Origin of the sequence: Rhodoferax sp. TS-BS-61-7 (assembly GCF_002943465.1) — a bacterium.
Classification (GTDB): Bacteria; Pseudomonadota; Gammaproteobacteria; order Burkholderiales; family Burkholderiaceae_C; genus Allorhodoferax.
Genome location: NZ_PTQY01000001.1, coordinates 309,539 through 330,711 on the forward strand (window position 1 = coordinate 309,539; position 21,173 = coordinate 330,711).

The 21,173-nt window shown below is 61.2% G+C and carries 27 protein-coding genes; 7 read left to right on the forward strand and 20 right to left on the reverse strand.

Translation table 11 applies throughout. The features are described from left to right. Nucleotides 1-75 precede the first annotated feature (75 nt). Both C5F53_RS01405 and C5F53_RS20020 read left to right on the forward strand, forming a co-directional pair. The gene (locus C5F53_RS01405) at nucleotides 76-747 is read left to right on the forward strand and encodes a GntR family transcriptional regulator (protein ID WP_236635171.1); all 672 of its coding nucleotides are present in this window, start codon (nucleotides 76-78) and stop codon (nucleotides 745-747) included. 181 nt (nucleotides 748-928) lie between these two features. After that, nucleotides 929-1,909 (forward strand): hypothetical protein, encoded by a 981-nt coding sequence (locus C5F53_RS20020; RefSeq protein ID WP_146097265.1) that lies wholly within the window; start codon nucleotides 929-931, stop codon nucleotides 1,907-1,909. Nucleotides 1,910-2,223: 314 nt separating this feature from the next. On the opposite strand, the gene C5F53_RS01415 is transcribed toward C5F53_RS20020, so the two are convergent. Further along, complete coding sequence (locus C5F53_RS01415; RefSeq protein ID WP_105259546.1) at nucleotides 2,224-2,769, reverse strand: TetR/AcrR family transcriptional regulator; 546 nt, start codon at nucleotides 2,767-2,769, stop codon at nucleotides 2,224-2,226. Nucleotides 2,770-2,851: 82 nt separating this feature from the next. Here C5F53_RS01415 and C5F53_RS01420 point away from each other — a divergent pair, with 82 nt between their 5' ends. Together C5F53_RS01420 and C5F53_RS01425 are read left to right on the forward strand one after the other, a co-directional pair. After that, nucleotides 2,852-3,832: an NAD(P)-dependent oxidoreductase gene (locus C5F53_RS01420; protein WP_105260356.1), complete on the forward strand. Its 981-nt coding sequence runs from the start codon at nucleotides 2,852-2,854 to the stop codon at nucleotides 3,830-3,832. Nucleotides 3,833-3,902: 70 nt separating this feature from the next. Next, a complete protein-coding gene (locus C5F53_RS01425; RefSeq protein WP_105259547.1) occupies nucleotides 3,903-5,027 on the forward strand; it encodes an MBL fold metallo-hydrolase in 1,125 nt (374 codons plus the stop codon). Between the two features lie 143 nt (nucleotides 5,028-5,170). Here the strand turns inward: C5F53_RS01425 and C5F53_RS01430 are convergent, their stop codons facing one another. The 5 genes from C5F53_RS01430 to dusA form a co-directional block, all read right to left on the reverse strand. Then, nucleotides 5,171-5,506, reverse strand: coding sequence for a hypothetical protein (locus C5F53_RS01430; RefSeq protein ID WP_146097266.1), 336 nt, complete (start codon nucleotides 5,504-5,506; stop codon nucleotides 5,171-5,173). A gap of 27 nt (nucleotides 5,507-5,533) precedes the next feature. Beyond that, the gene (locus C5F53_RS01435) at nucleotides 5,534-6,361 is read right to left on the reverse strand and encodes a thioesterase family protein (RefSeq protein WP_105259549.1); all 828 of its coding nucleotides are present in this window, start codon (nucleotides 6,359-6,361) and stop codon (nucleotides 5,534-5,536) included. Nucleotides 6,362-6,439: 78 nt separating this feature from the next. Next, nucleotides 6,440-6,766 carry a hypothetical protein gene (locus C5F53_RS01440; protein WP_105259550.1) on the reverse strand — a complete coding sequence of 109 codons (327 nt, stop codon included), beginning with the start codon at nucleotides 6,764-6,766 and terminating at the stop codon, nucleotides 6,440-6,442. 27 nt (nucleotides 6,767-6,793) lie between these two features. Beyond that, a complete protein-coding gene (locus C5F53_RS01445) occupies nucleotides 6,794-7,684 on the reverse strand; it encodes a DMT family transporter (RefSeq protein WP_236635172.1) in 891 nt (296 codons plus the stop codon). Continuing rightward, nucleotides 7,671-8,660, reverse strand: coding sequence for a tRNA dihydrouridine(20/20a) synthase DusA (dusA, locus tag C5F53_RS01450; RefSeq protein ID WP_105259551.1), 990 nt, complete (start codon nucleotides 8,658-8,660; stop codon nucleotides 7,671-7,673). Before dusA ends, C5F53_RS01445 begins: the two co-directional genes overlap by 14 nt. 108 nt (nucleotides 8,661-8,768) lie before the next feature. Here dusA and C5F53_RS01455 point away from each other — a divergent pair, with 108 nt between their 5' ends. The 3 genes from C5F53_RS01455 to C5F53_RS20745 all read left to right on the forward strand — a co-directional run bounded on the left by C5F53_RS01455 (nucleotide 8,769) and on the right by C5F53_RS20745 (nucleotide 10,924). Next, entirely contained in the window at nucleotides 8,769-9,785 is a 1,017-nt protein-coding gene (locus C5F53_RS01455; protein ID WP_105259552.1) for a site-specific integrase, read from the forward strand. A 47-nt stretch (nucleotides 9,786-9,832) separates the two neighbouring features. After that, nucleotides 9,833-10,219, forward strand: coding sequence for a hypothetical protein (locus C5F53_RS01460; protein WP_105259553.1), 387 nt, complete (start codon nucleotides 9,833-9,835; stop codon nucleotides 10,217-10,219). Between the two features lie 417 nt (nucleotides 10,220-10,636). Further along, nucleotides 10,637-10,924: a DUF3892 domain-containing protein gene (locus tag C5F53_RS20745; protein WP_105259554.1), complete on the forward strand. Its 288-nt coding sequence runs from the start codon at nucleotides 10,637-10,639 to the stop codon at nucleotides 10,922-10,924. 67 nt (nucleotides 10,925-10,991) lie between these two features. Here C5F53_RS20745 and C5F53_RS01470 read toward each other — a convergent pair whose 3' ends face one another. The 14 genes from C5F53_RS01470 to C5F53_RS01535 all read right to left on the reverse strand — a co-directional run bounded on the left by C5F53_RS01470 (nucleotide 10,992) and on the right by C5F53_RS01535 (nucleotide 21,152). Then, nucleotides 10,992-11,528 carry a hypothetical protein gene (locus tag C5F53_RS01470; RefSeq protein ID WP_105259555.1) on the reverse strand — a complete coding sequence of 179 codons (537 nt, stop codon included), beginning with the start codon at nucleotides 11,526-11,528 and terminating at the stop codon, nucleotides 10,992-10,994. After that, the gene (locus C5F53_RS01475; protein WP_105259556.1) at nucleotides 11,525-11,935 is read right to left on the reverse strand and encodes a M15 family metallopeptidase; all 411 of its coding nucleotides are present in this window, start codon (nucleotides 11,933-11,935) and stop codon (nucleotides 11,525-11,527) included. The genes C5F53_RS01470 and C5F53_RS01475 overlap by 4 nt, the downstream gene beginning before the upstream one ends. A 4-nt stretch (nucleotides 11,936-11,939) precedes the next feature. Then, a complete protein-coding gene (locus tag C5F53_RS01480) occupies nucleotides 11,940-12,257 on the reverse strand; it encodes a hypothetical protein (RefSeq protein WP_105259557.1) in 318 nt (105 codons plus the stop codon). Next, nucleotides 12,254-12,685, reverse strand: coding sequence for a hypothetical protein (locus tag C5F53_RS01485; RefSeq protein ID WP_201740768.1), 432 nt, complete (start codon nucleotides 12,683-12,685; stop codon nucleotides 12,254-12,256). The genes C5F53_RS01480 and C5F53_RS01485 overlap by 4 nt, the downstream gene beginning before the upstream one ends. A gap of 61 nt (nucleotides 12,686-12,746) precedes the next feature. Beyond that, nucleotides 12,747-13,865 (reverse strand): hypothetical protein, encoded by a 1,119-nt coding sequence (locus tag C5F53_RS01490; protein WP_105259558.1) that lies wholly within the window; start codon nucleotides 13,863-13,865, stop codon nucleotides 12,747-12,749. Between the two features lie 12 nt (nucleotides 13,866-13,877). Beyond that, nucleotides 13,878-14,465: a YmfQ family protein gene (locus C5F53_RS01495; RefSeq protein ID WP_105259559.1), complete on the reverse strand. Its 588-nt coding sequence runs from the start codon at nucleotides 14,463-14,465 to the stop codon at nucleotides 13,878-13,880. Beyond that, a complete protein-coding gene (locus C5F53_RS01500; RefSeq protein WP_105259560.1) occupies nucleotides 14,456-15,514 on the reverse strand; it encodes a baseplate J/gp47 family protein in 1,059 nt (352 codons plus the stop codon). Before C5F53_RS01500 ends, C5F53_RS01495 begins: the two co-directional genes overlap by 10 nt. Further along, complete coding sequence (locus C5F53_RS01505; protein ID WP_105259561.1) at nucleotides 15,507-15,950, reverse strand: phage GP46 family protein; 444 nt, start codon at nucleotides 15,948-15,950, stop codon at nucleotides 15,507-15,509. Before C5F53_RS01505 ends, C5F53_RS01500 begins: the two co-directional genes overlap by 8 nt. Nucleotides 15,951-15,955: 5 nt before the next feature. Beyond that, nucleotides 15,956-16,474, reverse strand: coding sequence for a phage baseplate assembly protein V (locus C5F53_RS01510; protein ID WP_201740769.1), 519 nt, complete (start codon nucleotides 16,472-16,474; stop codon nucleotides 15,956-15,958). Continuing rightward, nucleotides 16,471-17,655, reverse strand: coding sequence for a phage baseplate assembly protein (locus tag C5F53_RS01515; RefSeq protein WP_105259562.1), 1,185 nt, complete (start codon nucleotides 17,653-17,655; stop codon nucleotides 16,471-16,473). The genes C5F53_RS01510 and C5F53_RS01515 overlap by 4 nt, the downstream gene beginning before the upstream one ends. Continuing rightward, on the reverse strand, nucleotides 17,652-18,842 hold the full coding sequence (locus C5F53_RS01520) for a DNA circularization protein (RefSeq protein ID WP_105259563.1): 1,191 nt from the start codon (nucleotides 18,840-18,842) through the stop codon (nucleotides 17,652-17,654). Before C5F53_RS01520 ends, C5F53_RS01515 begins: the two co-directional genes overlap by 4 nt. 3 nt (nucleotides 18,843-18,845) lie before the next feature. Next, the gene (locus tag C5F53_RS01525) at nucleotides 18,846-20,348 is read right to left on the reverse strand and encodes a hypothetical protein (protein WP_105259564.1); all 1,503 of its coding nucleotides are present in this window, start codon (nucleotides 20,346-20,348) and stop codon (nucleotides 18,846-18,848) included. A gap of 145 nt (nucleotides 20,349-20,493) precedes the next feature. Further along, nucleotides 20,494-20,790, reverse strand: a complete 297-nt coding sequence (locus tag C5F53_RS01530; RefSeq protein ID WP_105259565.1) for a phage tail assembly protein — start codon at nucleotides 20,788-20,790, stop codon at nucleotides 20,494-20,496. Beyond that, complete coding sequence (locus C5F53_RS01535; RefSeq protein WP_105259566.1) at nucleotides 20,787-21,152, reverse strand: phage tail tube protein; 366 nt, start codon at nucleotides 21,150-21,152, stop codon at nucleotides 20,787-20,789. The genes C5F53_RS01530 and C5F53_RS01535 overlap by 4 nt, the downstream gene beginning before the upstream one ends. Nucleotides 21,153-21,173: the final 21 nt, after the last annotated feature.

Here is a 21,173-nt window from a genome sequence, read left to right on the forward strand (position 1 = left end):
TCATAATTATTGATTCAGAATATTGGTTGCAGCTTACAATCTCCCAACTTTTTTGAACTGGCCGCCCCACACCGCATGCCCACCACGATGCCTGAAACCCGCCCCGCTGTCTCGCTGGCCCCTCGCCCTCTGTATGAGGAAGTGGCCGAGCTGCTGCGCCAGCGCATCTTCAAGCGTGAACTGGAGCCCGGCAGCTGGATTGACGAACTGAAGATTGCCGAACAATTTGGCATCAGCCGCACACCGCTGCGCGAGGCGCTGAAAGTGCTGGCCACCGAAGGCCTGGTGACCATGAAGGTGCGCCGCGGCGCCTATGTGACCGAGGTGTCGCAGCAGGACCTGTCGGACGTGTACCACCTGCTCAGCCTGCTGGAGAGCGACGCCGCTGGCGTGGTGGCCACCAAGGCCACCGACGCGGAGCTGAAAGAACTGCAGGCCCTGCACAAGGCGCTGGAGACTGCCGCCAAACCGGGCAAGGCCAACACCGACCAGTTCTTTGCGGTGAACGAACAGTTCCACATGCGCCTGCTGCAGATCGCCAACAACCGCTGGCGCGACCAGATGGTGGCCGACCTGCGCAAGGTGATGAAGCTGAACCGCCACAACTCCCTGCTCAAGACCGGGCGCATTGAAGAGTCACTGTCCGAGCACCGGGCGATCATGGAAGCGCTGGCCGCGCGCGATGCCGCGCTGACGGTGCAGCGGGTGCGGGAGCATTTTGCGAATGGGTTGGAGGCGGCGGAGTAGCTTGGCCTGCGGAAAAGCAGCGGCCCCAAGAACCATCGTGGGCAAAGCATTCGTTGAATCCGCTGCCCGCTTCGGGCAACGCAGTCTTTCGTCAACGTCCGCTATCAGCGGAACTCTCTCAAAGACCAAAGTGCCAATTTAAAAGATTGATATAAATTGGACACCAATAAGGGAGGATGAATTGAAGCATTACGACTTCGCTGGTCAGACAGCCTGCGTATCAAAATGCGCCTTGCTAGTGCTGCTATTCGGATACAGCTCAGTATTCGCAAATCAAGACGCAACCTTAGAAGGGTGTTGGCGCAGTCAGCATGTAGAAATTACCAGATCTGACGAGCGTGTAGTGCATATGAATGGCGACTGTGTTATTCAATATACCGCCACCCAAGCCCGTAGTGTGTGTGAAACCAATGCAGGACGAAAGGAGTTTCTCTCTGCATACGAAATTAACGAACCCGGGCAACTTCGCGTGACTGTGCTGGACCAAGCCACGGGTCAACCCAAAGTAGCCCCAACAACCCTGCGATATCGGATAGAAGACGAGTGGTTGCTCTTGGATCGACAACAGTTTCCGCCGCCAGCCTCAGCAGATAGCAAACCGCCAATGAGGCTGCGATCAGTTTCCATTCGAGTTCCGTTGGCCGAAAATGGGCGTTGCGAACCACGAGGAGAAACGGGGATGCGTGTAGGCCGGACTCCACAGAGCTCCCTCTCCATCAGCGCACCTTCCGGTTGGCAACCTTTATTGATTGATCCAAGTACCGATCAGCGTCTTGGGCCCGCCGTCAACTCAAACCTATTCATTGGAGCTTTCACCCCTATTGATGCAGCAGAAGATGGGGCGAAAACGAAGCAATTGATCGTTGTTCTTGATGACACACGGCCAGGACCATTTCCGGTACGCACAGAGCAGTTCGAATTGGTGAAGCGGCAGTTTTCCAGAGAGTTCAAGAAGAATCAAATAGCTTGCGATCAACCCGACCGAGTCTGTGCACAGCAGCAGCCAAACGGTAGCCATATATACACCGAGCTGGTGAACATCAAAGGTCGGGTTGCGATCGTTACGGGCGTGTTTGCACAGAACGTTCCGAATGCGGTAATCCTTCTCAAGAGAGCGGTACAGGATTTCGTTGCTAAGTTGCGAGATGAGAACTCCAACTAATGTGCACGCCGTGCAGCCAGCAATTCATGCCGTCACCATTGCCTATAAATACCGGTGAAGCGGAAAGCCGGCTTGGGCCAGGAGCAGAAGGTCGCCAACGTCGGCTTTCAGCAAAGCTAGTGGGCACACAACAGTGCGCTTAAGAGCCTCCCTCACTCAATGCTGGATAAAAAAGCCCAATGTCCGTGGGCGTGACTGCAGATGGTGGCCAGCGAGTGCGAGACATCCTTATCAATGTGCAGTACGGCGGAGTGTTATAGGCATCCGCGTCGTCGCGCCCAGGGTAATCAGATCCTATAACCAGGCGCATCAGTCTATTTCGCGGATGCTGAAAGCGCGCTGGTGACGGCTTTAAAAAGCAAGTCGCTGGTCGCCTCAATCAATTTGCGCTGCGTACCTTGTAAGACGAGCGAGAGTACCCCTTGGGATGCAGCCCAGACTGCGCGCGCAGCATCTTCTGTGGGGCCCTGAAATCTTCCCAAATCCACTAAACGTTGCACTCGTGCCTGCATTAGTGCATGCGCATCAGCAATTAGCGTCGGTTGTGTGAGTGCGTGCTGAGCAATCAGCGCATATAGAGTCGGTCTCTTCAGGGCAAATTCCAAAGCTATGTCCCAACCAAATCGAAGTTGCTCCAGTGGGTCAGCCGACGCGTGAGGTGCGCGTTTGCGTTGCATAAATTCGTCTAAACCCCGCTGAATTAGCGCGCGCTCAAGACCGCTCTTATCCCCAAAGTAGTGATACAGCGTGGGGGCCTTAATTCCGGCGGCTTCGCACACCGCCCGTGTCGTGAGCCCCGCAGGACCATGTGTTTCAAGCAGTGCTTCAGCGGCATCCAGAATGCCATTTTCGGTATCCATTTACATCCTCAAAACAAAAAACTTGACGTCATGTATATCATTGTTATACGATAAGTGTATCAACGATATACAAAGGAAATTTATGACTTTACCTACTTGCCTAGTCACCGGAGGCTCTGGGTTTGTTGGAGGAAAACTTATAGAGCGCCTAAGTGCACGCGGTTGGCATGTCCGTGCTTTGGCGCGCAGCGAAGAGGCTTCCGCGATTGTATTGAAGCATGGCGCACATCCAGTGCGAGGCTCCCTGGATGACGAAGCATCACTTACCGCTGCGGCGCATGGATGTGACGCAGTCATCCATGTGGCAGCTCTCTTTAAGCTATGGGGTACTCGCGAAGAGTTTGAGCGGGCCAATGTGCAGGGCACTGCCAATCTTTTGCGAGCGGCCGAAGCTTCCGGATCAGTAAAGCGCTTCGTGCAGGTGGGGGCTGCAGCGGTCGTTATGGGCGATATGGAGCCCATGCTCAAAGTCACCGAATCGCAACCACAGCAAGAACGCACATGGGCACCATATAGTGCATCCAAGGCGCGTAGCGAAGCACTGGTTCTGGGTGCGAACCGTCCGGGCGTTTTCGAAACAGTCGTCATTCGCCCTCCGATGATTTGGGGGGCCGGCATGCCAACGCTGGACCACATGGTAGCGAACGTACTTGCTGGGCAATTCCGCTGGGTCGGTGATGGTACGCAAGCCATGTCTACCGCTCACGTGGACAACGTCTGCCACGCCGCGACTTTGGCACTTAAAAAGGGGCGTGGTGGCCAAGCCTACTTTGTCAGTGATGGATACGACAGCACGCTAAAGCAGGTTCTTTCAGGCTTGTTCCAAACACAAAGCGTAGTCCCTCCTGACGCTTCTGTTCCGCTGCCAGTGGCATGGTTCATGGCTACACAGATGGAGTGGATGTGGCGCGTCTTTGGGCGTAAAGGTGAACCTCCCATTACGCGTCAGATGCTGCGGCTCATTGGCAAGCCGTTTACTGTTGACATTAGCAAGGCCCAGCGTGAATTGGGTTACACCCCAGAGACATCTTGGGAGCAGGGCATCAAAGCCATGAAGCGCTAGTGAAAACTTCCCGCTGGCTAGCATTGCATCGGCAACTGTTGACAACCACACACGAGACGAGTCAAAAACCATGAAAATATCTGTGCGTGTTTTATCCACCGTTTTTCTAAGTTGGACCTTATTTGGCTGCGCAACCGTGAACGAAGACTACAACCCATCCCTCAAGCACCATCGTCCAGATGGGTTTCAAAATAACTACACCGATGCCACAGACAAGTCGGGCCTGGAGGTACTCAAGTGGATGTGGTCACGCCAGCGCGATAGCCTCCCCAAACCTCCCCAGCGGCAAACGCCTGTTGTATCTCCGGATATTGAATTTGTTCGCGCCAACAAAGGCGAATCCCAGGTACCAGCCATCACTTGGATTGGCCACGCCACCATGCTGGTTCAGATGGGGGGATTGAATATTTTGCTAGATCCCGTCTTTTCTGACCGTGTATCGCCAGTTCAATTTGCAGGGCCTAAGCGCTACCAGCCGCCAGGAATTTCGCTGCAAGATTTGCCGCATATTGATCTCGTGCTGATTTCCCACAACCACTACGACCACCTAGACACTGGCAGTGTGCGAGCACTGAATTCGCAAGCGGGCGGTCCTCCACTGTTTGTGGTGCCGCTTGGGGTTAGGAAATGGATGATTGGCGAAGGAATCGAGAACGTTAGACAAATGGACTGGTGGGAAAACTTACTGGTGAAGTTGCCCAATGGTGAGCTGGATGTCCATTTCACGCCAGTTCAACATTGGAGCTCTCGCGGCATCGCGGATCGTCGTGCCACGCTGTGGGGAGGCTTCGCGTTGTTTGCCGCAGACTTCCATTTGTACTTCAGTGGGGACACGGGTTATTCCCAGGACTTCCTGGATACCCAAAGGTATTTCGCTGAGCGCCAAACGACGGAGTTTGGGGGAGGGTTCGATGTGGCATTGATTGCCGTTGGCGCGTATGAGCCGCGTTGGTTCATGAAAGAGCAGCATGTGAACCCGCAGGAGGCTGTACAGATTCACCGTGATTTGAACGCCAAACGCAGCATCGGGGTTCATTGGGGGACGTTTGACCTCACCGACGAATCTCTCGATCAGCCGCCCATCGACCTTGCCGTGGCACGAGAGACAGCTGGCTTAAGTAGGCAAGACTTTGACGTGATGGCAATCGGTCAAACAATCAAGTTGCCTAAGAGAGCAGTAGCTGGCACCAAGTAAGCCAACTCTACCCGCCTGGTTTTTCAGTTCTGGATGTCCGCTTTCCGGTCATGAACCTGAGTTGCCGGAAGCCCGCTTTGGGTCGACTGCAGCTCCGGGTCGATTTCAGCTATTCCTTAGCACGATGCAGGCCACCTCGCCTGTCACACAGCCGACCAAAAAACGCCTGCGACCACGGCAACAAGAACAAGCACCAACACCCAGACGGGCATGCGCTCGTCGCCCCGCTCAAACTCAAATATGCCATTGACGACCACGCCGATGAGCGTGCCCACAAATGGCCCAAAGAGCAGGCCGACTGCACCAAAACCGATGGCACTCCAAGCGATCCAGTGACTGAAATCTACAGGCGTCGTGGACGGCCCCATCGTGCTGGAATAGACGCCAAAGAGCCACGCCAGCGCGAAGCCAACTATGCCCCCAAACAAGGCGCCAAGCGCAGCAGCCCAAAGGCGATCTGCCAGGGTGAGTTTTGTCATCTGTACGCCTGCCTTGCTGACCACGCCCTACTCCCGCTTGCGCACAAACAAACTCTGCGTCGCCCGCCCAATCAACCCCAGCTCGTCATACAGCGCCGACTCGGCCAGCCCGCCACCGTGGTTGGACAAATGGGTACGCGCATCCAGGCAAATCCACTCACCCACGGGGCGGCGCAGCAGGTTGATGGTGAGGTCGGAGTTGACGAAGACGTGGGTGGACAGATCGAGGATGGCGCTGATGCCGTTGCCCGAATCGGCCGCCACCGCCACGCGCTGGTAGGGGCTGGGCTTTTGGCCCTGTACCAGCGGGTAGCTCAGGCGGAACCACACGGCACTGGGCCCCGCAAACATGCGCCCGGCGGCAATGCGGCTTTCCACCAAATCCGGGTAGCCCAGCTCGCCTTTTGCAAACGGAAAGCGCTGCACGGGTGAGTCGGCTGGTGTCTTGGGCGCTTTGGGCAGGGGGTGGCCGGGCAGGCCCTGGGGAATGTCCACCTCGCCTTCGCGCTGGAACAGGGCGGTCGCGCGGATCAGCTCCTTGCCATCGGCCAGCGCCACGGCCGAGAAGTGGCCGGCGTTGCGGCCCACATAGTCTTCCTGCACGCGCACCTCGATGTCGGCAATGGGCACCGGGCGCAGCAGGTTGGCCGTCAACCGCGCCATGTGCAACAGGCCGTGCGGCTGAGCCGCCGCTTCCAGCGCGTGGCTCACCAGCGCGATGGGCGGGCCGGCGTGTTGCTGCTGCGGGTGCCAGGGGCCGCGTGTGAGCTGGGTGGCGCGGAACACGTGGGTGTCCAGCGGAAAAAAAGCCGCGGCGGGCGCACGCCCTGCGGTGGGTTCAAGCGTAGTTGGCATGTCAGTCACTCCTCTTTTGATAGCTGCTTGCGCATATTCCACGGGGGCTAGAGGCCAATTTCATGCATAAATGGCGCCCTAGGCCTGCCACACCCCAAACCCTGCCGCCCGCAGGCTGATACCCAGCTCCACCTCCATGTCGCGCGCGGCCTCATACGGCATGGGGTTGTAGGCCTCGTACAAATCGGGCAGCAGGCGCAGGCCAAACTTCAGCACATAACGGTTGGCCTGTATGCCCGCCTTGTGTTTGTCAAACCGAATATCCGGGTCCAGCCCGGTCATGCCCACATACACACAGGGCTTGCCGGTGATGTAGCCCGGGTTGGCGCGCACAAACTTGGCCTGCTCCAGCACCTGGGGGGACAACTCCACCACATACACATGGTGATGGGCGCGCTTGGCCATGGCTGTCTCCTGCGCGTCTGGCGCGTGTTAGCGCCGCGACACCCAGTACACGCCGGGCAAAATTAGCGCCGCGCCCACCAGGTGGTGCACACCCAGCGGCTCGCCCAGCACGCCCCAAGCGGCCAGGGCCGCATACAAGGGCCCCAGGTACAGCGTGACCGCCACACGGCTGGCGCCCAGCACCTTTTGCGCGGCGCCATAAATCCAGTAGGCGGCCAGGCCAGGAAACAACGCCGCAGCCACCACCAAACCGGTGGCGGCCCAAGACCAGGCGGGCGTTTCGGGCAACTGGGCCTCCCACACGGCGCAGGGAATCAGCGTCAGCACACCCCCGGCGCAAATGGCCGCCAGCCGCGCGGTGGAACCCAGCGGGCTGGGCCACAGCTTTTGCAGCAGCGCGTAGGCCGCCCAGGCCACCATGGCCGCCACGATCCACGCATCGCCCACCACCCACTGCACCTGGCCCAGCGCCAGCCACTGGCCTTGCACCACCACATGCACCACACCGGCCAGCGCCACCACCACGCCGGCCACTTGCGTCCAACGGAAACGCTCCCCCAGCCACAGCACCGCGCCCAGGGCAATTAATACGGGCGACGCGGCGTAGATCAGGGAGATGTTCATGGCGCCGGTGGTGCGCGCACCCAGGTAAACCCAGGCGCCACAGACCAACATGCCGCAAAAGCCCAGCACCACATACTGGTGCCACACGGCCAGAATGGCGCGGCGCTGCGCCCACAGCTCTTGGCGTGCCACCGCGCCCAGCAGCACGCCGGCGATGGCCCAGCGCCCCAGCGCCAGCGCATAAGGCGCCACAACGCCAGGTGCCCAGCGCGCGACGATGAAGTTCACCGCCCACAGGGCGGGAATGAGCCACAGCCCCAGCAGGGCCCAGCGCTCCTGCTCAGGCCGCTGCAAGCGCAGTACCCCGTGCAATCGCCATCACGTCGCGGGCGGGCAAGGTTTTGTAGCGGTGGTCGCTCCACACCTGGCGCCACTTGCGCGCGCCGGGCAGGCCGTGGCGCAGGCCCAGCATATGGCGGGCAATGCTGTACCAGGACGTACCATGCTCCGCCGCCTCACGCTCCATGTACTCCACCATGGCCAATTCGACGCTTTCCCGCGTCAGCTCAGCGGGAGCAGCTCCGAAAAACGTAGCATCCCACTCGGCCAGCCACCAGGGGTTGTGATACGCCTCGCGGCCCAGCATCACGCCGTCCACATGCGCCAACTGCTCGACCAGCTGGGCGCTGGTGGTCAGGCCGCCGTTGATGGCGATGGTGAGGTGGGGAAAGTCTTGTTTGAGCTGGTGCACCAGCTCATAACGCAGCGGCGGAATCTCGCGGTTCTCCTTCGGAGAGAGTCCCTTGAGCCAGGCATTGCGCGCATGGGCAATGAACACGGTGCAGCCTGCATCGGCCACGGTGCCCACAAAGTCGCGCATAAAGCCGTAGCCCTCTTCCTTGTCGATGCCAATGCGGTGCTTCACCGTCACCGGAATGTCCACCACGTCCACCATGGCCTTGACGCAGTCGGCCACCAGCGAGGCTTCGTTCATCAGGCAGGCGCCAAACGCGCCGCGCTGCACGCGTTCGCTGGGGCAGCCGCAGTTGATATTGATTTCGTCGTAGCCCCAGTCCTGGCCCAGCTTGGCACACTGGGCTAGGTCGGCCGGCTCGCTACCGCCCAGTTGCAGGGCCACCGGGTGTTCTTCGGTGTTAAAGCGCAGGTGGCGCGGCACGTCACCATGGATCAGTGCGCCGGTGGTCACCATCTCGGTGTACAGCAGCGCGTGGCGGCTCAGCAGGCGGTGGAAATAGCGGCAATGGCGGTCGGTCCAGTCCATCATGGGTGCAACACTTAGCCGATTTGAGGGGTAAGTGGTTGTTTTCATTGGGAGAACGTCCATTTGGCGCGGGTTTCTAAATGGGTCAAAATGCACAAAAAAACACGAAATAACACTGGTTTACACTTCTGACTGCTACAAATTTGCTACAACCCCATGGCATCCATCATCAAGGTCGGGAAGCGCTGGCGCGCACAGATACGGCGCAAGGGCTACCCCGACAGAACTGAGACATTCAGCACCAAGGCGCTGGCCGAGGCGTGGGCGCGCGGTGTTGAGGGCGACGTGGAGAGTTTACGCGCCGGCGTAATGCCCGTGGGCAAGGCCCACACCATGGGTAAATTGATCGAGCGCTATGAGGAAGAGATAGGCGGTGCCAAGCCGTTTGGCCGCAACAAGGCGGACGTGCTGAAGAAGCTCAAAGAGCACTTGAAGGATGTACAGGTGGCCGCACTGACGCCAGGCCGCGTGGTGGCTTACATCACCGAGGACCGCAAGATCAAGAACGTGACTGCCGGCATTGACCTCACCTACCTCAAGAGCGTGCTGAAGGTGGGCCGCGCCCTATGGCAAATGCCGATACATCCCAGCGTGGTGGATGATGCCCGCGAAATGCTAAGCCACATGGGCCAGCTCGAGCGTGGCGAAGAGCGCGACAGGCGCCCTACGCAGGATGAGATCGACCGGCTCAAAGGCTGGTTTGCTGAGCACAGCAAGAGTTTGTCCCCAGATCTGATCGACTTCATTCTGGATTCAGGCTTCCGACCGCCCAGTGAGATCACCGGGCTGCGGTGGGACAAGTTGAACAAGGTGGACCGCACCATCACCATCCTGGACCGCAAGGACCCCAAGAAGAAAGTGGGCAACAACCAGGTGGTGCCGCTGCTGGGGCGGTGCATGGAGATCATTGCCAAGGCTGAGAAGACCAAGGCGTCAGGGGCTGAGTACATTTTCCCAGTCAACGGAAGCACCTGGAGCAGCATTTTTCCACGCGCCTGCGCTGATTTGGAGATCGTTGATCTCCGGCTCTATGACCTACGCCACGAATCCATCAGCCGCCTGGTGGAGTGCAACAAGTACAGCATCCCCGAGCTGATGCTCATTACTGGCCACAAGGACCCCAAGCAGCTCATGCGCTACACACAGCTGCGGGCCAAAGATCTGCACCGCTAGGCTGAGCCGGGGCTGATGCCTCACCCCAAACACTGTATTATTAAACAGTGTTTTATGAAGTCCAACGCCTCTATAACCGTGGCACCAAGCTGCGGAGCCCCGAGCAAGCGGTGCCTGGGGAGCTGACCCTGCACAAGTGGAGGGACGGCAGCAACCACACCGCCATGCGGCTGCGTGCCGATGTGATGGGGCGCGATCGCCAGCCAGCGGTGCCGTCGCTCATTGATGCGGTGGTGGTGCGAATCACGGCCGAGGGCATGGTGGTGATGGGCACGGAGCTGGTGCCGCGAAACTCATCCTCCAAGGCCAACGTGGCGTATTACCCGCAGACCTGGTGGTGCCGTCTGCTGCCTGGCAAGCTGGAGCTGCTGCCAGAGCCGCCAAGGGAGGTTCCGAAGTGGCGGCGGGCGTTTGAGTCCATTGATGGAGATTGAGCTATTGATGAAAAAAGTGGATAAATATCTATAGAGAAAATTTATTTTCAGCCACTATTTACGGCGAAAGCTCAAGTTTCATGCCGCTTTCAAGCCCAAAGGCCGCCAAAACCCGCATGGGATCTAGTTTCAGTGGAGAAAAACACAGTCCGACAAGGACGTGCGAAAGGTGTTTGGGAAAACACCCCCCTGTACACTACCGGTAGTGGATTGTCACTCGCACATACCCCAGATATAGTGTGTGGAGCCCAAAGTGAAAAGCCAGGGGTGCAACCCTGGCTTTTCTCACCCCAACCAGTTTTAGCCTGATCAGGGGGTTTCAACAACGTATTGTTTACAACACGGATATGTTGCCATGAAATTAAGGGAGATCAGGCGTTTTTTTGTAACGGCCATAGGCCAGAAAAATTGCCAATCATGACTCTCTCAGTACAAATCCACTATGTAAACAAAGTCCCACGGACTGACATCCACCACTCTATCAAATCGGTTGGAGGGCGAAACCCCGACGGCAAGATCTGGAAACTGGATCTTGCCAATGCCGTGGCAAAAGCTCTCGATGCCACCTATAGGTTTTACGTCTCTACTGGCGGCAAATCTGTATGGGTGTCAGTAGTGAAAAGCGCAAGTGGACACCTCTACTTAAAAACTGACGCAGATTCACTGAACGTGAACAACCTGCTAAGTCTCCCTGAGTTCCCGTAAACGCAAAAAAGCCCCCACCCCTCGCCCGATATGGGGGAAGGGGTGGGGGCTGAAGCCGTGCCTTGGTTCACGGCGGAGACAACGGGGGCTCGGCTCTCACTGCGTAGGTGTCGGCCCTGCAGCTGGCGTAGGCGACGTTGATGTCGTCGGACTCGCGCAGGGCTCTTTGAAGTAGCTCAGTAAGAGGCACTGAAAGTAGCCCGGCGGCTTCGGCAGGGTCTGCTGCACCACTTCCGGGGGCGGTGGCAACTTCACCCGTGGGGCCACCACTACCGCGCCCACATCCGTGTGCGTTGGGGTCGCGCAGCCGGCCAGCAGAGCCAGCGAGCTGGCGCAGACGGCTAGACAGATCCGCAACGGTCGATTGGTTTTTCGCATCCTGTTTCTCCTGGTTGGTTTTGAAGTCGCGCAGGGCCTGCTCGGCTGCGCGGGCTTTGGCGGTCTCGCTGGCCAGCAGGCGCTCTGCCTGGCGCTGTTGCTCTTTGAGCGCGGCCGTGGCCTCGGCTTTGGCGCGTTGGTAGCCCCGCTGGTCTATGGCGCGCACGCCAAACATCAGGGCCAGCAGCAGGCCCAGCAGGATGGCGACTTTGGCGAAGGTGCTCATGGATATGCGCTCCAAGGAAGTTGAAAGTGCGGGCCATCTTTGAAGCTGGTCCAGTCGCCGCCCCACTCGATGGGCACGCCAAGTTCGGCTGCAGCCTCTTTGACGATCTGCGCCAGCTGCTGGTACTGTGGAAATTTCCACGAGATCTCATCAGCGTCCACCACCTTGTCCGCATCGCGGTCCTCCCAGATCGCCAGGTCCACCGCATGGCCTGTCAGATGACGCGAGCGGATGGTCTGCGACTTGCCTGCAGCCTGCAGCTCTTTTTGCCGCTCCAGGCTGCGCAGGCCCTCGGTCACCACAAACTTCACGTCAGAGCGAGCTGCAGCGGCCAACACAACGCTCACCAGTCGTGGGTGAACGCCAGCAAGGCGTGCCTTGGATTTTTCAGGTAACTCGAATGCCATGGGCTCAGCCCTCCTTTACACGGGTGCGAACAATGAGAACGGCAAAGCCCAGCGTGAAAGCGGTCTCTGCCAATGAGGGGGTGGCGTGGCTGATGTGGTCCCACGGCGCCGGGTTGACGCCCAGGCTGTGCAGCACGGGCGTGGCCAGCGCCCCACCCGCCCCCAGGGCCAGCAGCGCCCAGGCGGTGGCTTTGAGGCCGTCCACCACGCGGGCGTGGGTTGTCATGCCGGGGGCTAATGGAGCGCAGCGCTCCAGCTTGTTCAGCGCCTCGGCCAGGACAATGAACGCAGCCAGGCAGTGCAGGATCTGGAGCGTGCTCATGGGTTGGTACCTCCATCTGCAGGCTGTGCGACCGATGCAGGCATTGGGGCCCCACCGCTAACACGCTGGATGACGAAGGTGAGCACCTGGCGCGCGCCGGCGCCCACCACAAAGCCGGTACCTACCACCAGGGCCAGCGGCATGTTGATGATCAGCAGCAGGATGGGCGTGACGTAGCCCGCCACCAGGCTGCTGGCCACCGCCACGGCGATGCGCTGCAGGCTGCTGCGCACCAGCTGCTGCCAGGTGTCCCAGTTGCCTGGCACGCTGTTGAACAGCGCCATGGCCACCACGGAACCGGCAAAGCCCGCAATGAGCAGATCGACCCGGAGGCCCAGTGGCACCCCCAGAAGAGTGACGCTGGCCGCGCCGCCGGCAGCTGCTGCAAGCTGGACCACGGCGGCGGTCGGAATAGTTGGATCTGGCATGAAGTTCCTCGGCTTCAAGGGGACGTAAAAAAGCCGCTCTGAGGCGGCCTGGTCTATTTCTTCAGTACTTGATACAAGCAAGCAGCGCAACGTTCCTGGGGCGCGTTTCCGTGCCACCAAATGCGGACGTGTTGCTAAGCGTGCCTCCCGAATTCAAGTTCGGCGTGCCGCCCGCTCCACCAGCCCGGTCATTGAAGCTGTTGTAGGAGCCACCGTGCACGTGGCTTTCGGTCATGTAAGACTGTCCAGAGCCGTTTACACGCCCTGCGTCCACGCCGCGAGAGTCATCCAGACCACGAACGAACTCGCCACGCAGATCCAGCACTGGCAGGCGTTTGTTTGCGGCAAAGTCGGCCGCTGCACTCGCGCCTCGTGTTGATGCGGCGCCAGCACTGTCTTGAATGGCCAGTATCGAATTGGAGAACTCGCCCCACAGCAAAGTAAACAGCGCAAGCATTTCCGCGCTGGCGCGCAAGGTTGCACCGCTCGCTGCACTGCCGATGGTTCCACCGTTTGCCTTTACGAAACCAACCGGCGCCGTGGCCCTGGCGAAATAGCAGACTTCGCCAACCTGTTGGCCCACCGCACCTTGCTTGACGAAAGTTAGCGGCGTGGTGCCAATAGTGATAACCCCGTCAGTAACGAGAATCCACTGTGTATCAATGTTGAAGCTGCCCTCTTCCACCGCTACCACTGCACCGCTGGTCAGCTCGCCAGTGGCATCCGCATCGGCAGCGCGGGTCCAGGTGCCGTTGGCACCGGTGCCCAACGTGGTGATCACGTACAGGCCGTTTTGGCTGGCAGTGGTTTGGTCTTTGACCAGGATGCGATCGCCGGCCACCAACGTGACACCGTCCAAAGTATTTGGGGCACCACCGTTAAGGGCCGCGATGTTGGCCGTTGTAGCCGCACGCACCGATGGTTTGTAGTCGCCCGCGGCCTGGCGAATCATCTCCTGCACGGCCAAGGTAACCTGGTCCAGGTTGGTGTGGTCGGGCGTGAGGCCAGATGCCACCAGCAAGCGGCGCAGGCTCTCGGTGATCATGTGGTACCAGTACGCGCCGGGCTTGGTGGCTGGCGTGCCGGTGCCAGGATCTCCGCCAATGGGATAGCCCACCGATGGGCTGACAGGTGGCGCGGGCGGTGTGGCCGAAGCGCCGGATTTAAAAACGCGATCCATGAGCGTGGTCTCCTAGGTGTAGCTAAACAAAACAGTGGTGTGGGCGGGTTTGAGGCGTTCGATCACGCACTCCAGCAGGGCCGAGCCCCAAGCGGCGATGGGGTCGTCCACCGAGTCGTCCACGGTGATCTCGGTGACCTGGTTGAGCACGCCATTCACCTGCCAGGCAAAGGCCCATGCCTCTCCATACAGTGGGTGGTCCACGTCGTCGTCCACCGTGTGCTCGGTGAAGTCCTGCACGGTGATGGCATAGCCCAGGGCAGCGGCAAGGTCCACGAAGAACCCGGCGTTTTGACCGCCAAGGTTGATGAGGCGACCCAGTAGTGCGGCGCGGCGCTGGGCAGTGGTCTGGTCACCGCCAAAGGCAATGGCGCATTCGTCTGGCAAGTCGGTAACGCGCTCCCAGTCGGCAAACAGCTCAGCAGTGGTGCGGGGGTCTGCCTCTTCCAGTAGGGTCACTACACGGCCGTCCACGCGGGCCAGCTCTTGCGCCAGGCCGGTGAGCAGGCGCGAGACTGGCGACTCCTCACGTGGCCACGCGGGCCCCTGGGGCAACAGTGCCTGCAGCTGCTGCCGGTAGTCGTCAGCGTTCAAGGCCATGTGATGGTCCCCATGGTGGACATGTTGCCCAGGGTGTTGGTCACGTCCGCGCTGGGGGATGCCAGCACATAGTTCTCTTCACCCGCTGCAGTGCTGATGGCGGCCCGGATCTGGGACAGCAACAAGGGGCCACCAGGCACCGCCTTGCGGCGCAGCAGATCCTGCAGCTCGGCACTCACGGCCGCACGCACAGCCGTGGTGTCGGGCACCAAGTCGGTGAACACAAAATTCAAGGGCACCGAGTTGGGGGCCACTACGGTGAGCGCTGCAGTAACCGGCTTGCGCGATGGGTCTTCGATGTAGGCCTGCACCGTGGCCACCTCGGGCGCACTGGGGATGATGGCGGCGCCTGTGCCATCGTTGTCGCGCACAAAGCGAACGGTGACGCCGTTGGCGGCCATCTCTTGCGGGTACACCCAGGCGCGGGTAACGCCAGGCACTTCCAGCGCCCAGTTTTCATAGTCGTGCTTGGCGCCACCCTGGGGTGGCTGCTGGATGCGGGTAAGGAAGCGATCGCGCAGGCTGTCGATCGTCTCCACGTCTGCACCACCGCTGAGCAGCCCGGCCGTGGCCAAGGTCTGCACGCCGGCCACTGGGTTGACCAGGTTCAGCGTCTGCCCTGCAGCCCGGTTGCCGGCTGCAGCGGGCTCTACTGCCGCCACTGGCGCCACGGCGCTGGTGCTGCCGGCGGTGACTTCGGTGGTGGTGACGTACTGCACGCCGTCCAGCGCCTGCAGCAGCGTGCCGGCGGGAATGACTGCACCCACCTGCACCGAGAAAGTTACATTGCCGTTGGCGGCCACGGCCACCTTGCGCAGCACCTTCCAGATGCCGGCCCAGCGCACCAGGTGCTCTTCTTCGGCCGTGTCGTAAATGATCTGCTTGGCGGCCCACTCCACATAGCCATAAAGGCCATGCACGGCACCGGCCAGCGCGCGGGAGTAAACCTCTGCCTCGGTGCGGCGCAGGGCGTCGTCGCTCACCAGGCGCGAGAGCACATCGGTGCGGATGCGCTCTACCAGGGCGGCAAGCGTGGGGCGGTTAAACATGGAGGAACTCCCAGACGTTGGTGAATCGAATGTCCAGGGGCACGCTGGCCCCAGTCTTGTAGATGACGACGCGCATGGCCAGCGTCTCCAGGCCTTTGCGCTCGGCCTGCACGTCCACCTTGGCGGCCACGCCGTCCTCCAGCAGCCACTGCAGCGCCTCTTCGGCGTACTCTTTGGCCTTGGCCGGGGTGTCTGCAAGCAGCTTGGCGCGGGCCAGCAGCCACAGGCGCGAGCCAATGCGGTCGCCCTCAACCGGCGGGAAGCTGTCGCCCCACCAGCCCATGCGCTCGGTGCCTGGCAGATCGTCGTCGGGCTTTGCGCGGCGCCAGGTAAACAGGCTGATGTACACGGCCCGCACCAGTGGCTCGGCAGACTGCAGGGCGAGCTGCGCCTCCCGGCCATCGATGAGGATGGTCAGTGGTTGGTCGGTGATCATGGTGTCTAGTTGGGTGTGCCCGTGTTGGGCGTGCCGTTGGGGTGGGTGTGGGTGGCCAGGCTCTTGCCACCGCCAAGCACCTCTGCAGCGGTGATGGTCCCGCCCACCTGCAGATCACCGGTGATGGTGACCAGCTGGCTGGTGATCTGCACGCTGCCGCTGGCCACAATGTCCAGGGTGCCGTCCGCCTTGAGGTGGATCTTGTTGTTGAATGCGTCGTACATGGCCACTTCGCCATCCACAAGGCCCTGCAGGCGGTAGCGGCGGTCAGCCACCACCACGGTCACGCCGTGGCTGCGGTCGCCGTCCAGGAACAGGGTCACGTGCTCGGCACCCGGCAGCGGCTTGGCGGTAAAGCCAAAGGGCTCCAGGTGCTCCACCCGGTCTTTGGTTTCGCCGGCCAGCAGGCCCAGCTGCAGGATCTGCAGCTTGCCAAGGCTGTTGGCCGCCAGCACCTTGCCGCGCGCCACCATGTTGCCCAGCCTGCGGGCCATGGGGCCCAGCAGCTTGTTCATGTCGGTCATTTCACATCGCTCCAGGCATCGCCACCGCCCTTTTGGCTCTTTGCCGCTTTGAGTTGACCCACCTTGTTCACATAGCCGTCTGGCGGTCCCACGCGCACCTCGGTGCGCAGGCCTTTGGCGTCAAGCACCCAAGCCACCTCGGCCACCAGCATGTCCGCATCAAAGCCGATGATTGGGTCGCGCACGCGCACCAGCTGGTTGGGCTGCCACAGCGTGCCGTCTTGCTGCCGCCAGCCCACCACGGTGTAGCTGGCCTGCAGGGCTTTGGCGGCGCGGTGGGCGCGCTCGTAGTTGGCACGCTCTTGGCAGGTGCCTTCATCGGCCTGCCCGCTTTGCTTGATCACCAGCACACGGCGGCGCTTGGCGCGGCTGTCGGCTGCCAGGCTGGTGCCCTCACCCTCGGCCACGTCGCCGGCAAAGGATTCATCATCACCAGCGCGCTGGCCTTTGACGATGTAGTCACTAAACACGCCCTTGTAGTCCAGCTCTGCCGCGCCGGTCTTGATGTTGACGCCCAGCTCCAGCGCTGTGGTGGCGCGGCCGCCGCTGGCCACGGTGATGAGTACCAGGTCGCCCTGGCCGTTGTCGGTGCTCAGCACGTGGCGCAGGCGCATCATCCGGTCGATGCTCTCAAACACGCTCTCACCTTGCTGCACCTGGTGGTCTGCGATGGCCTTGCCGGTGTCTACCTCGGCCACCACACGCACGCCATAGGGGGCAGCCAGGGCGGCTGCGATTTGCTCCAGCTTCTGGCCACGCCACTGCACTGCGCTCTTGGGGGGCGGCTTGGCAACACCGGGCAGCTGCTGGGTGCGCCACTGCGCCACCACGGCGCTCAGGCTCTCGCCGGCGGGCACGGGGCAGCAGTCCACCAGGTCGGCTGTCTTGCTGCGGCCCTTGACGCCGACGCCCACGCTGTCCGCGTCGTAGCGCACAGGGGTGCCGTCCACGTAGCCGGTGAGCACCAGGTCGGCACCAATGAACACCTGGCACGCATCACCCGGAACGATGCGCCGGGGTATGTCGGTCTGGCCGGGCCAGCGGTCGGTGACCCCCAGGTCAAAGCTGCGGCATTGGCGTTCGATGCCGGCCTCTATGCGCACGGACTTCCAACCGCCGTACTCTTGCCCGTTGACCACCAGGCGCACGGTGTTGTGGGGGTCATTGGGCTCTGCTGTCATCGGGTTAGCACCTTCAAGGGGGCGGGCGGCACAAAGCCGGGGTGGCGGACTGCGTTGCGGGTGCAGATCTCGCTCTCGCGGTCTGCGTTTTCGTAAATGTCATACGCCAGCACCAGGGCGGGCGTGGTGTCTAGCGGGGTGCGGGTGGTCAGGCGGGCACCGTCGCGGCCGCGCTCGGTCAGGTCGCGCCACACCTTGCCGCGGGCGCTCTGCAGCGCTTCATAGCTGTTGTCGCTGGCATGCAGCGATTCAGCATCCAGCGCGCCAGCGAGGGAATCGCGCAGCAGCACTGTGTCGTCGTAAACCGTGGCGCCCACCAGGCTGCTGGCGCCCACCGCCTGGGCAAGCAGCACCTGGCGCATGAGTGCGTTGGTGGCCAGCGTGTTTTGGTAAGCCTGCTGGCGTGCAGGCGTGTAGACAACAGGCGCTGCAGGCACTGCAAAGCTGGCGTGCTGTGCCAGGCGGATGAGCGACTGCGCCAACGCCCCCCACTGCAGGCCGCTGGTGGCGTAGCCAGACACGCCCAGGAAGGCCACCACCGTCTGCGCCAGGGCTGCAGGGCTGCGCAGCAAGGCCAGGCCGGTCTGCAGGTAGCTGCTGGCGGTGTTGGCATAGTCCAGCGCGCCCAGGCCTGGCACGGTGCCGCTGGCCACGCGGCCAAAGGCCTGCGTGAGGCCTGTGGTGGCGCCCTCTTCCACAAAGTCCGGGAAGCCGTCCACCATGAACGTTTGGGCAAAGTCGTCTGCAGCGGCCACCTCCAGCGCGCTGGCGGCCAGGCGGCTCTGGGCGGGGGTGCTACTGACAGCGCTGGGGAAGGTCAGCTCGCCAGATTCGATAAAGCTGAGCTGAAAGGTGGCCTTGCCCAGCGCGTTGTCGAAGGTGTAGCCGGCGGGATTCTCAATGGACACCGTAACTGTGCCAAACCATGGGTGTACCAGAGCACCAGGGCCAGGGGCCTCCAGCGCATCCAGCAGCGCTTTTGCCTTGGCCACGTAGTCACGGCCCACCACAAAGCCCTCAAAGCGCATGGGGCGTGTGGCGCGGCCGTTGTCCTCTACAAAGGGCTTGTCGCGTTTGGCGTACTCGTGCGTTTCAGTACGGCGACCAGCGGTACCGCTGGCCTCCAGTACCTCAAACGGTACACCCCGGAAGCTGGCAGGGCGCAGGGCTTTGGAGAGTTCGGACATGGCTTATGGCATTCCAGTGGCGAAGGATCGATAACCCACGCTGGTGTTGATTGGGATATCTGAGCGAGTGATCTCTTGCTCAAAGCGCATTCCAGGTGGGGCGTTCTCAAACTTGATGTTGACTGCGCCACTGGCTTGCACGCGGTTTGTGCTGCCCACCAGATTGGGCTTGGCTGCCGCGTTCATCTGCGCCATGGGGTCGTCGTTGAATTTGTCATACACCCAAGTTCCAAGGGATGCGTCTTTGTCACCAGTGGCCGACTGAATGCCCTTGTCGATCAACCAGCTCAGGCCCGTGCCCACCGCATAGCCAGCGGCCCCTGCAGCGGCCAGCTTGGCCACCAGCAGGCCAACCGTGCCTAGCAGAGTGGTGCCGCCGGCGTTGGCGCTGGCCATCGCCATGGTGAGCGTGCTCATGCTCGTGACAGCGGCAGGCACAGCGCTGGCTGCCAAGCCGTAAAGCCCAAACGCAAACTTGCCGACCGAGCCAATGATCTGGGCGAGCGCAACGATGCTATTCAAGTTCATGAATACCACCAGCGCGATGAGCGCATTGCGAGCGCCGCCCAGCCACTCCACCAGACTCATGAGGCCATTGAAGAAACCACCAACGCCCTCAACCACCTTGTTCCAGTCCACCCGCCCCATGGCGTTGGCAAAGCCGGCCACAAAGTCGGTGATCTTGGTGGTGATGACGGCCCGATTTGCTACCGCCCACTGGATTGTTTTCTCCAGAAGCGGGCTGAGCACCGGCAGCAGCTTGGCGGCAATGGTGTTGGCGTAGGACTTGGTGACCAGGTTCAGGTCGTCCATCTGGTCACCAAAGGCCTCGCCGGCTTTGATGGCGCCCTCCTCCACTTCCAGGCCCAGCTCTTTGTAGCGCAGGGTGAGCTGGGCGATGCCGTCGCTGCCACCGAGCAGCAACGGCGCCAGGTCTTGCCAGCTCTTGCCAAAGATGGCATTGCCCATGCGGGCGCGGGTGGCTTCGTTGCCGTTGCGGGCGAACAGATCGGCAATCTGGGGCAGCAGCTCAGAACTGGTGCGCAGCTCGCCATTGGCGCCACGCATGCCAATGCGGGCCTTGGAAAACAGCGCTGCCAGGTCTTTGTTCTTACCGGCCGCAGCCTCTGCAATCTGCTTGTTCAGCCGGCCCATGGAGCTGTTGAGCGTGGCGGCCTCGATGCCGGACTGGCCTGCCACGTAGTTCCACCGCTGCCACTCGCTGATGCTTAGGCCTGCCTTTTGGCTGCCCTTGGCCACTTCGTCGCCCATGAGCGCAAAGTTCTTGGCCGCCTGCACCACACCCGCCACGCTGAAGCCTGCAGCCAGCCCACCCAGCAGGCCCACGGGCAGCGCCAAGTTCTGGGCCAGCTTGAGCGAGCCACTGCCAATGTCTGCCAGGTGCTTGCGGGTGCTGCGGGTGGCTTTGTTGACGCTGTCCAGCGTCTTGAGCAGGCCCTGTGCGTTGGCAGACAGCACTGCCTTGAGTTGCCAGTTGTCGGCCATGGCGATTACTCCTGATTGATTTTGGTGGCCAGGCGCTCTGCCTGGCGGGCGAAAAGGTCGTACCGGCTAAGCGGCATGGCGAGGAGGACGGCAGGATCTAGCCGCCAGAAGTAGGCCACCTCAAAAAGGCGGTCTACAAACTGGTTTATGTCCCCTCGCCCTGCAACAAAGGGAGCAGCCACTCCTGGCACTTGTAGATGTCCGCGATGTGCATCTCTTTCACGCTGCTGGGCGGGATCTTGGCCAGCCGCGAGATGTAGGCCGCAATGACCTTGGCGCGGATCTCAATGCCGGAGTCCCCCGTGGCGCTGGGGACGATGAGGACCGGCGAGCCCAGGGCAAACAGGTCTTCTGGCTCAGGCTCCTGCAGCGACAGCACCGACACCTCTTTGCCATGCGCCGTGATGGTCTTCTTGAGCTTGATTTCTTTGGGGCCGCTCATTCCTTCCACTCCCCGTCCGTGCCACCAAACTCCAGCTCTGCGGTGCCGTCGTCGCCCTTGTGGGCAGACTCACCACCGAACCAGGCGCCAGACAGGGTGTACACGTCGCCGTTGGCAAACTCGGCGGTGACAGTCATGTCGGTTCCGCTCTCCAGCTTGGCTTTGGGGAAGCCGGGCACCAGGATGCCGGTGACCTTGACGTAAGGCGCAATGGGTGTTTCTTTGAAGCCCACAGTGCGCGCCGCGCTTTGCACGGCCTCTTTCTTGGTCTTTGACAGGGGCGCTTCTAGGCCGCCCGAGACTTCGATCTGCTCGCCGTCCACTTTGATGTAGCAGACGCCTGCCAGTCGTTTACTTGCCATGGTGTTGAGTTCCTTTCAATG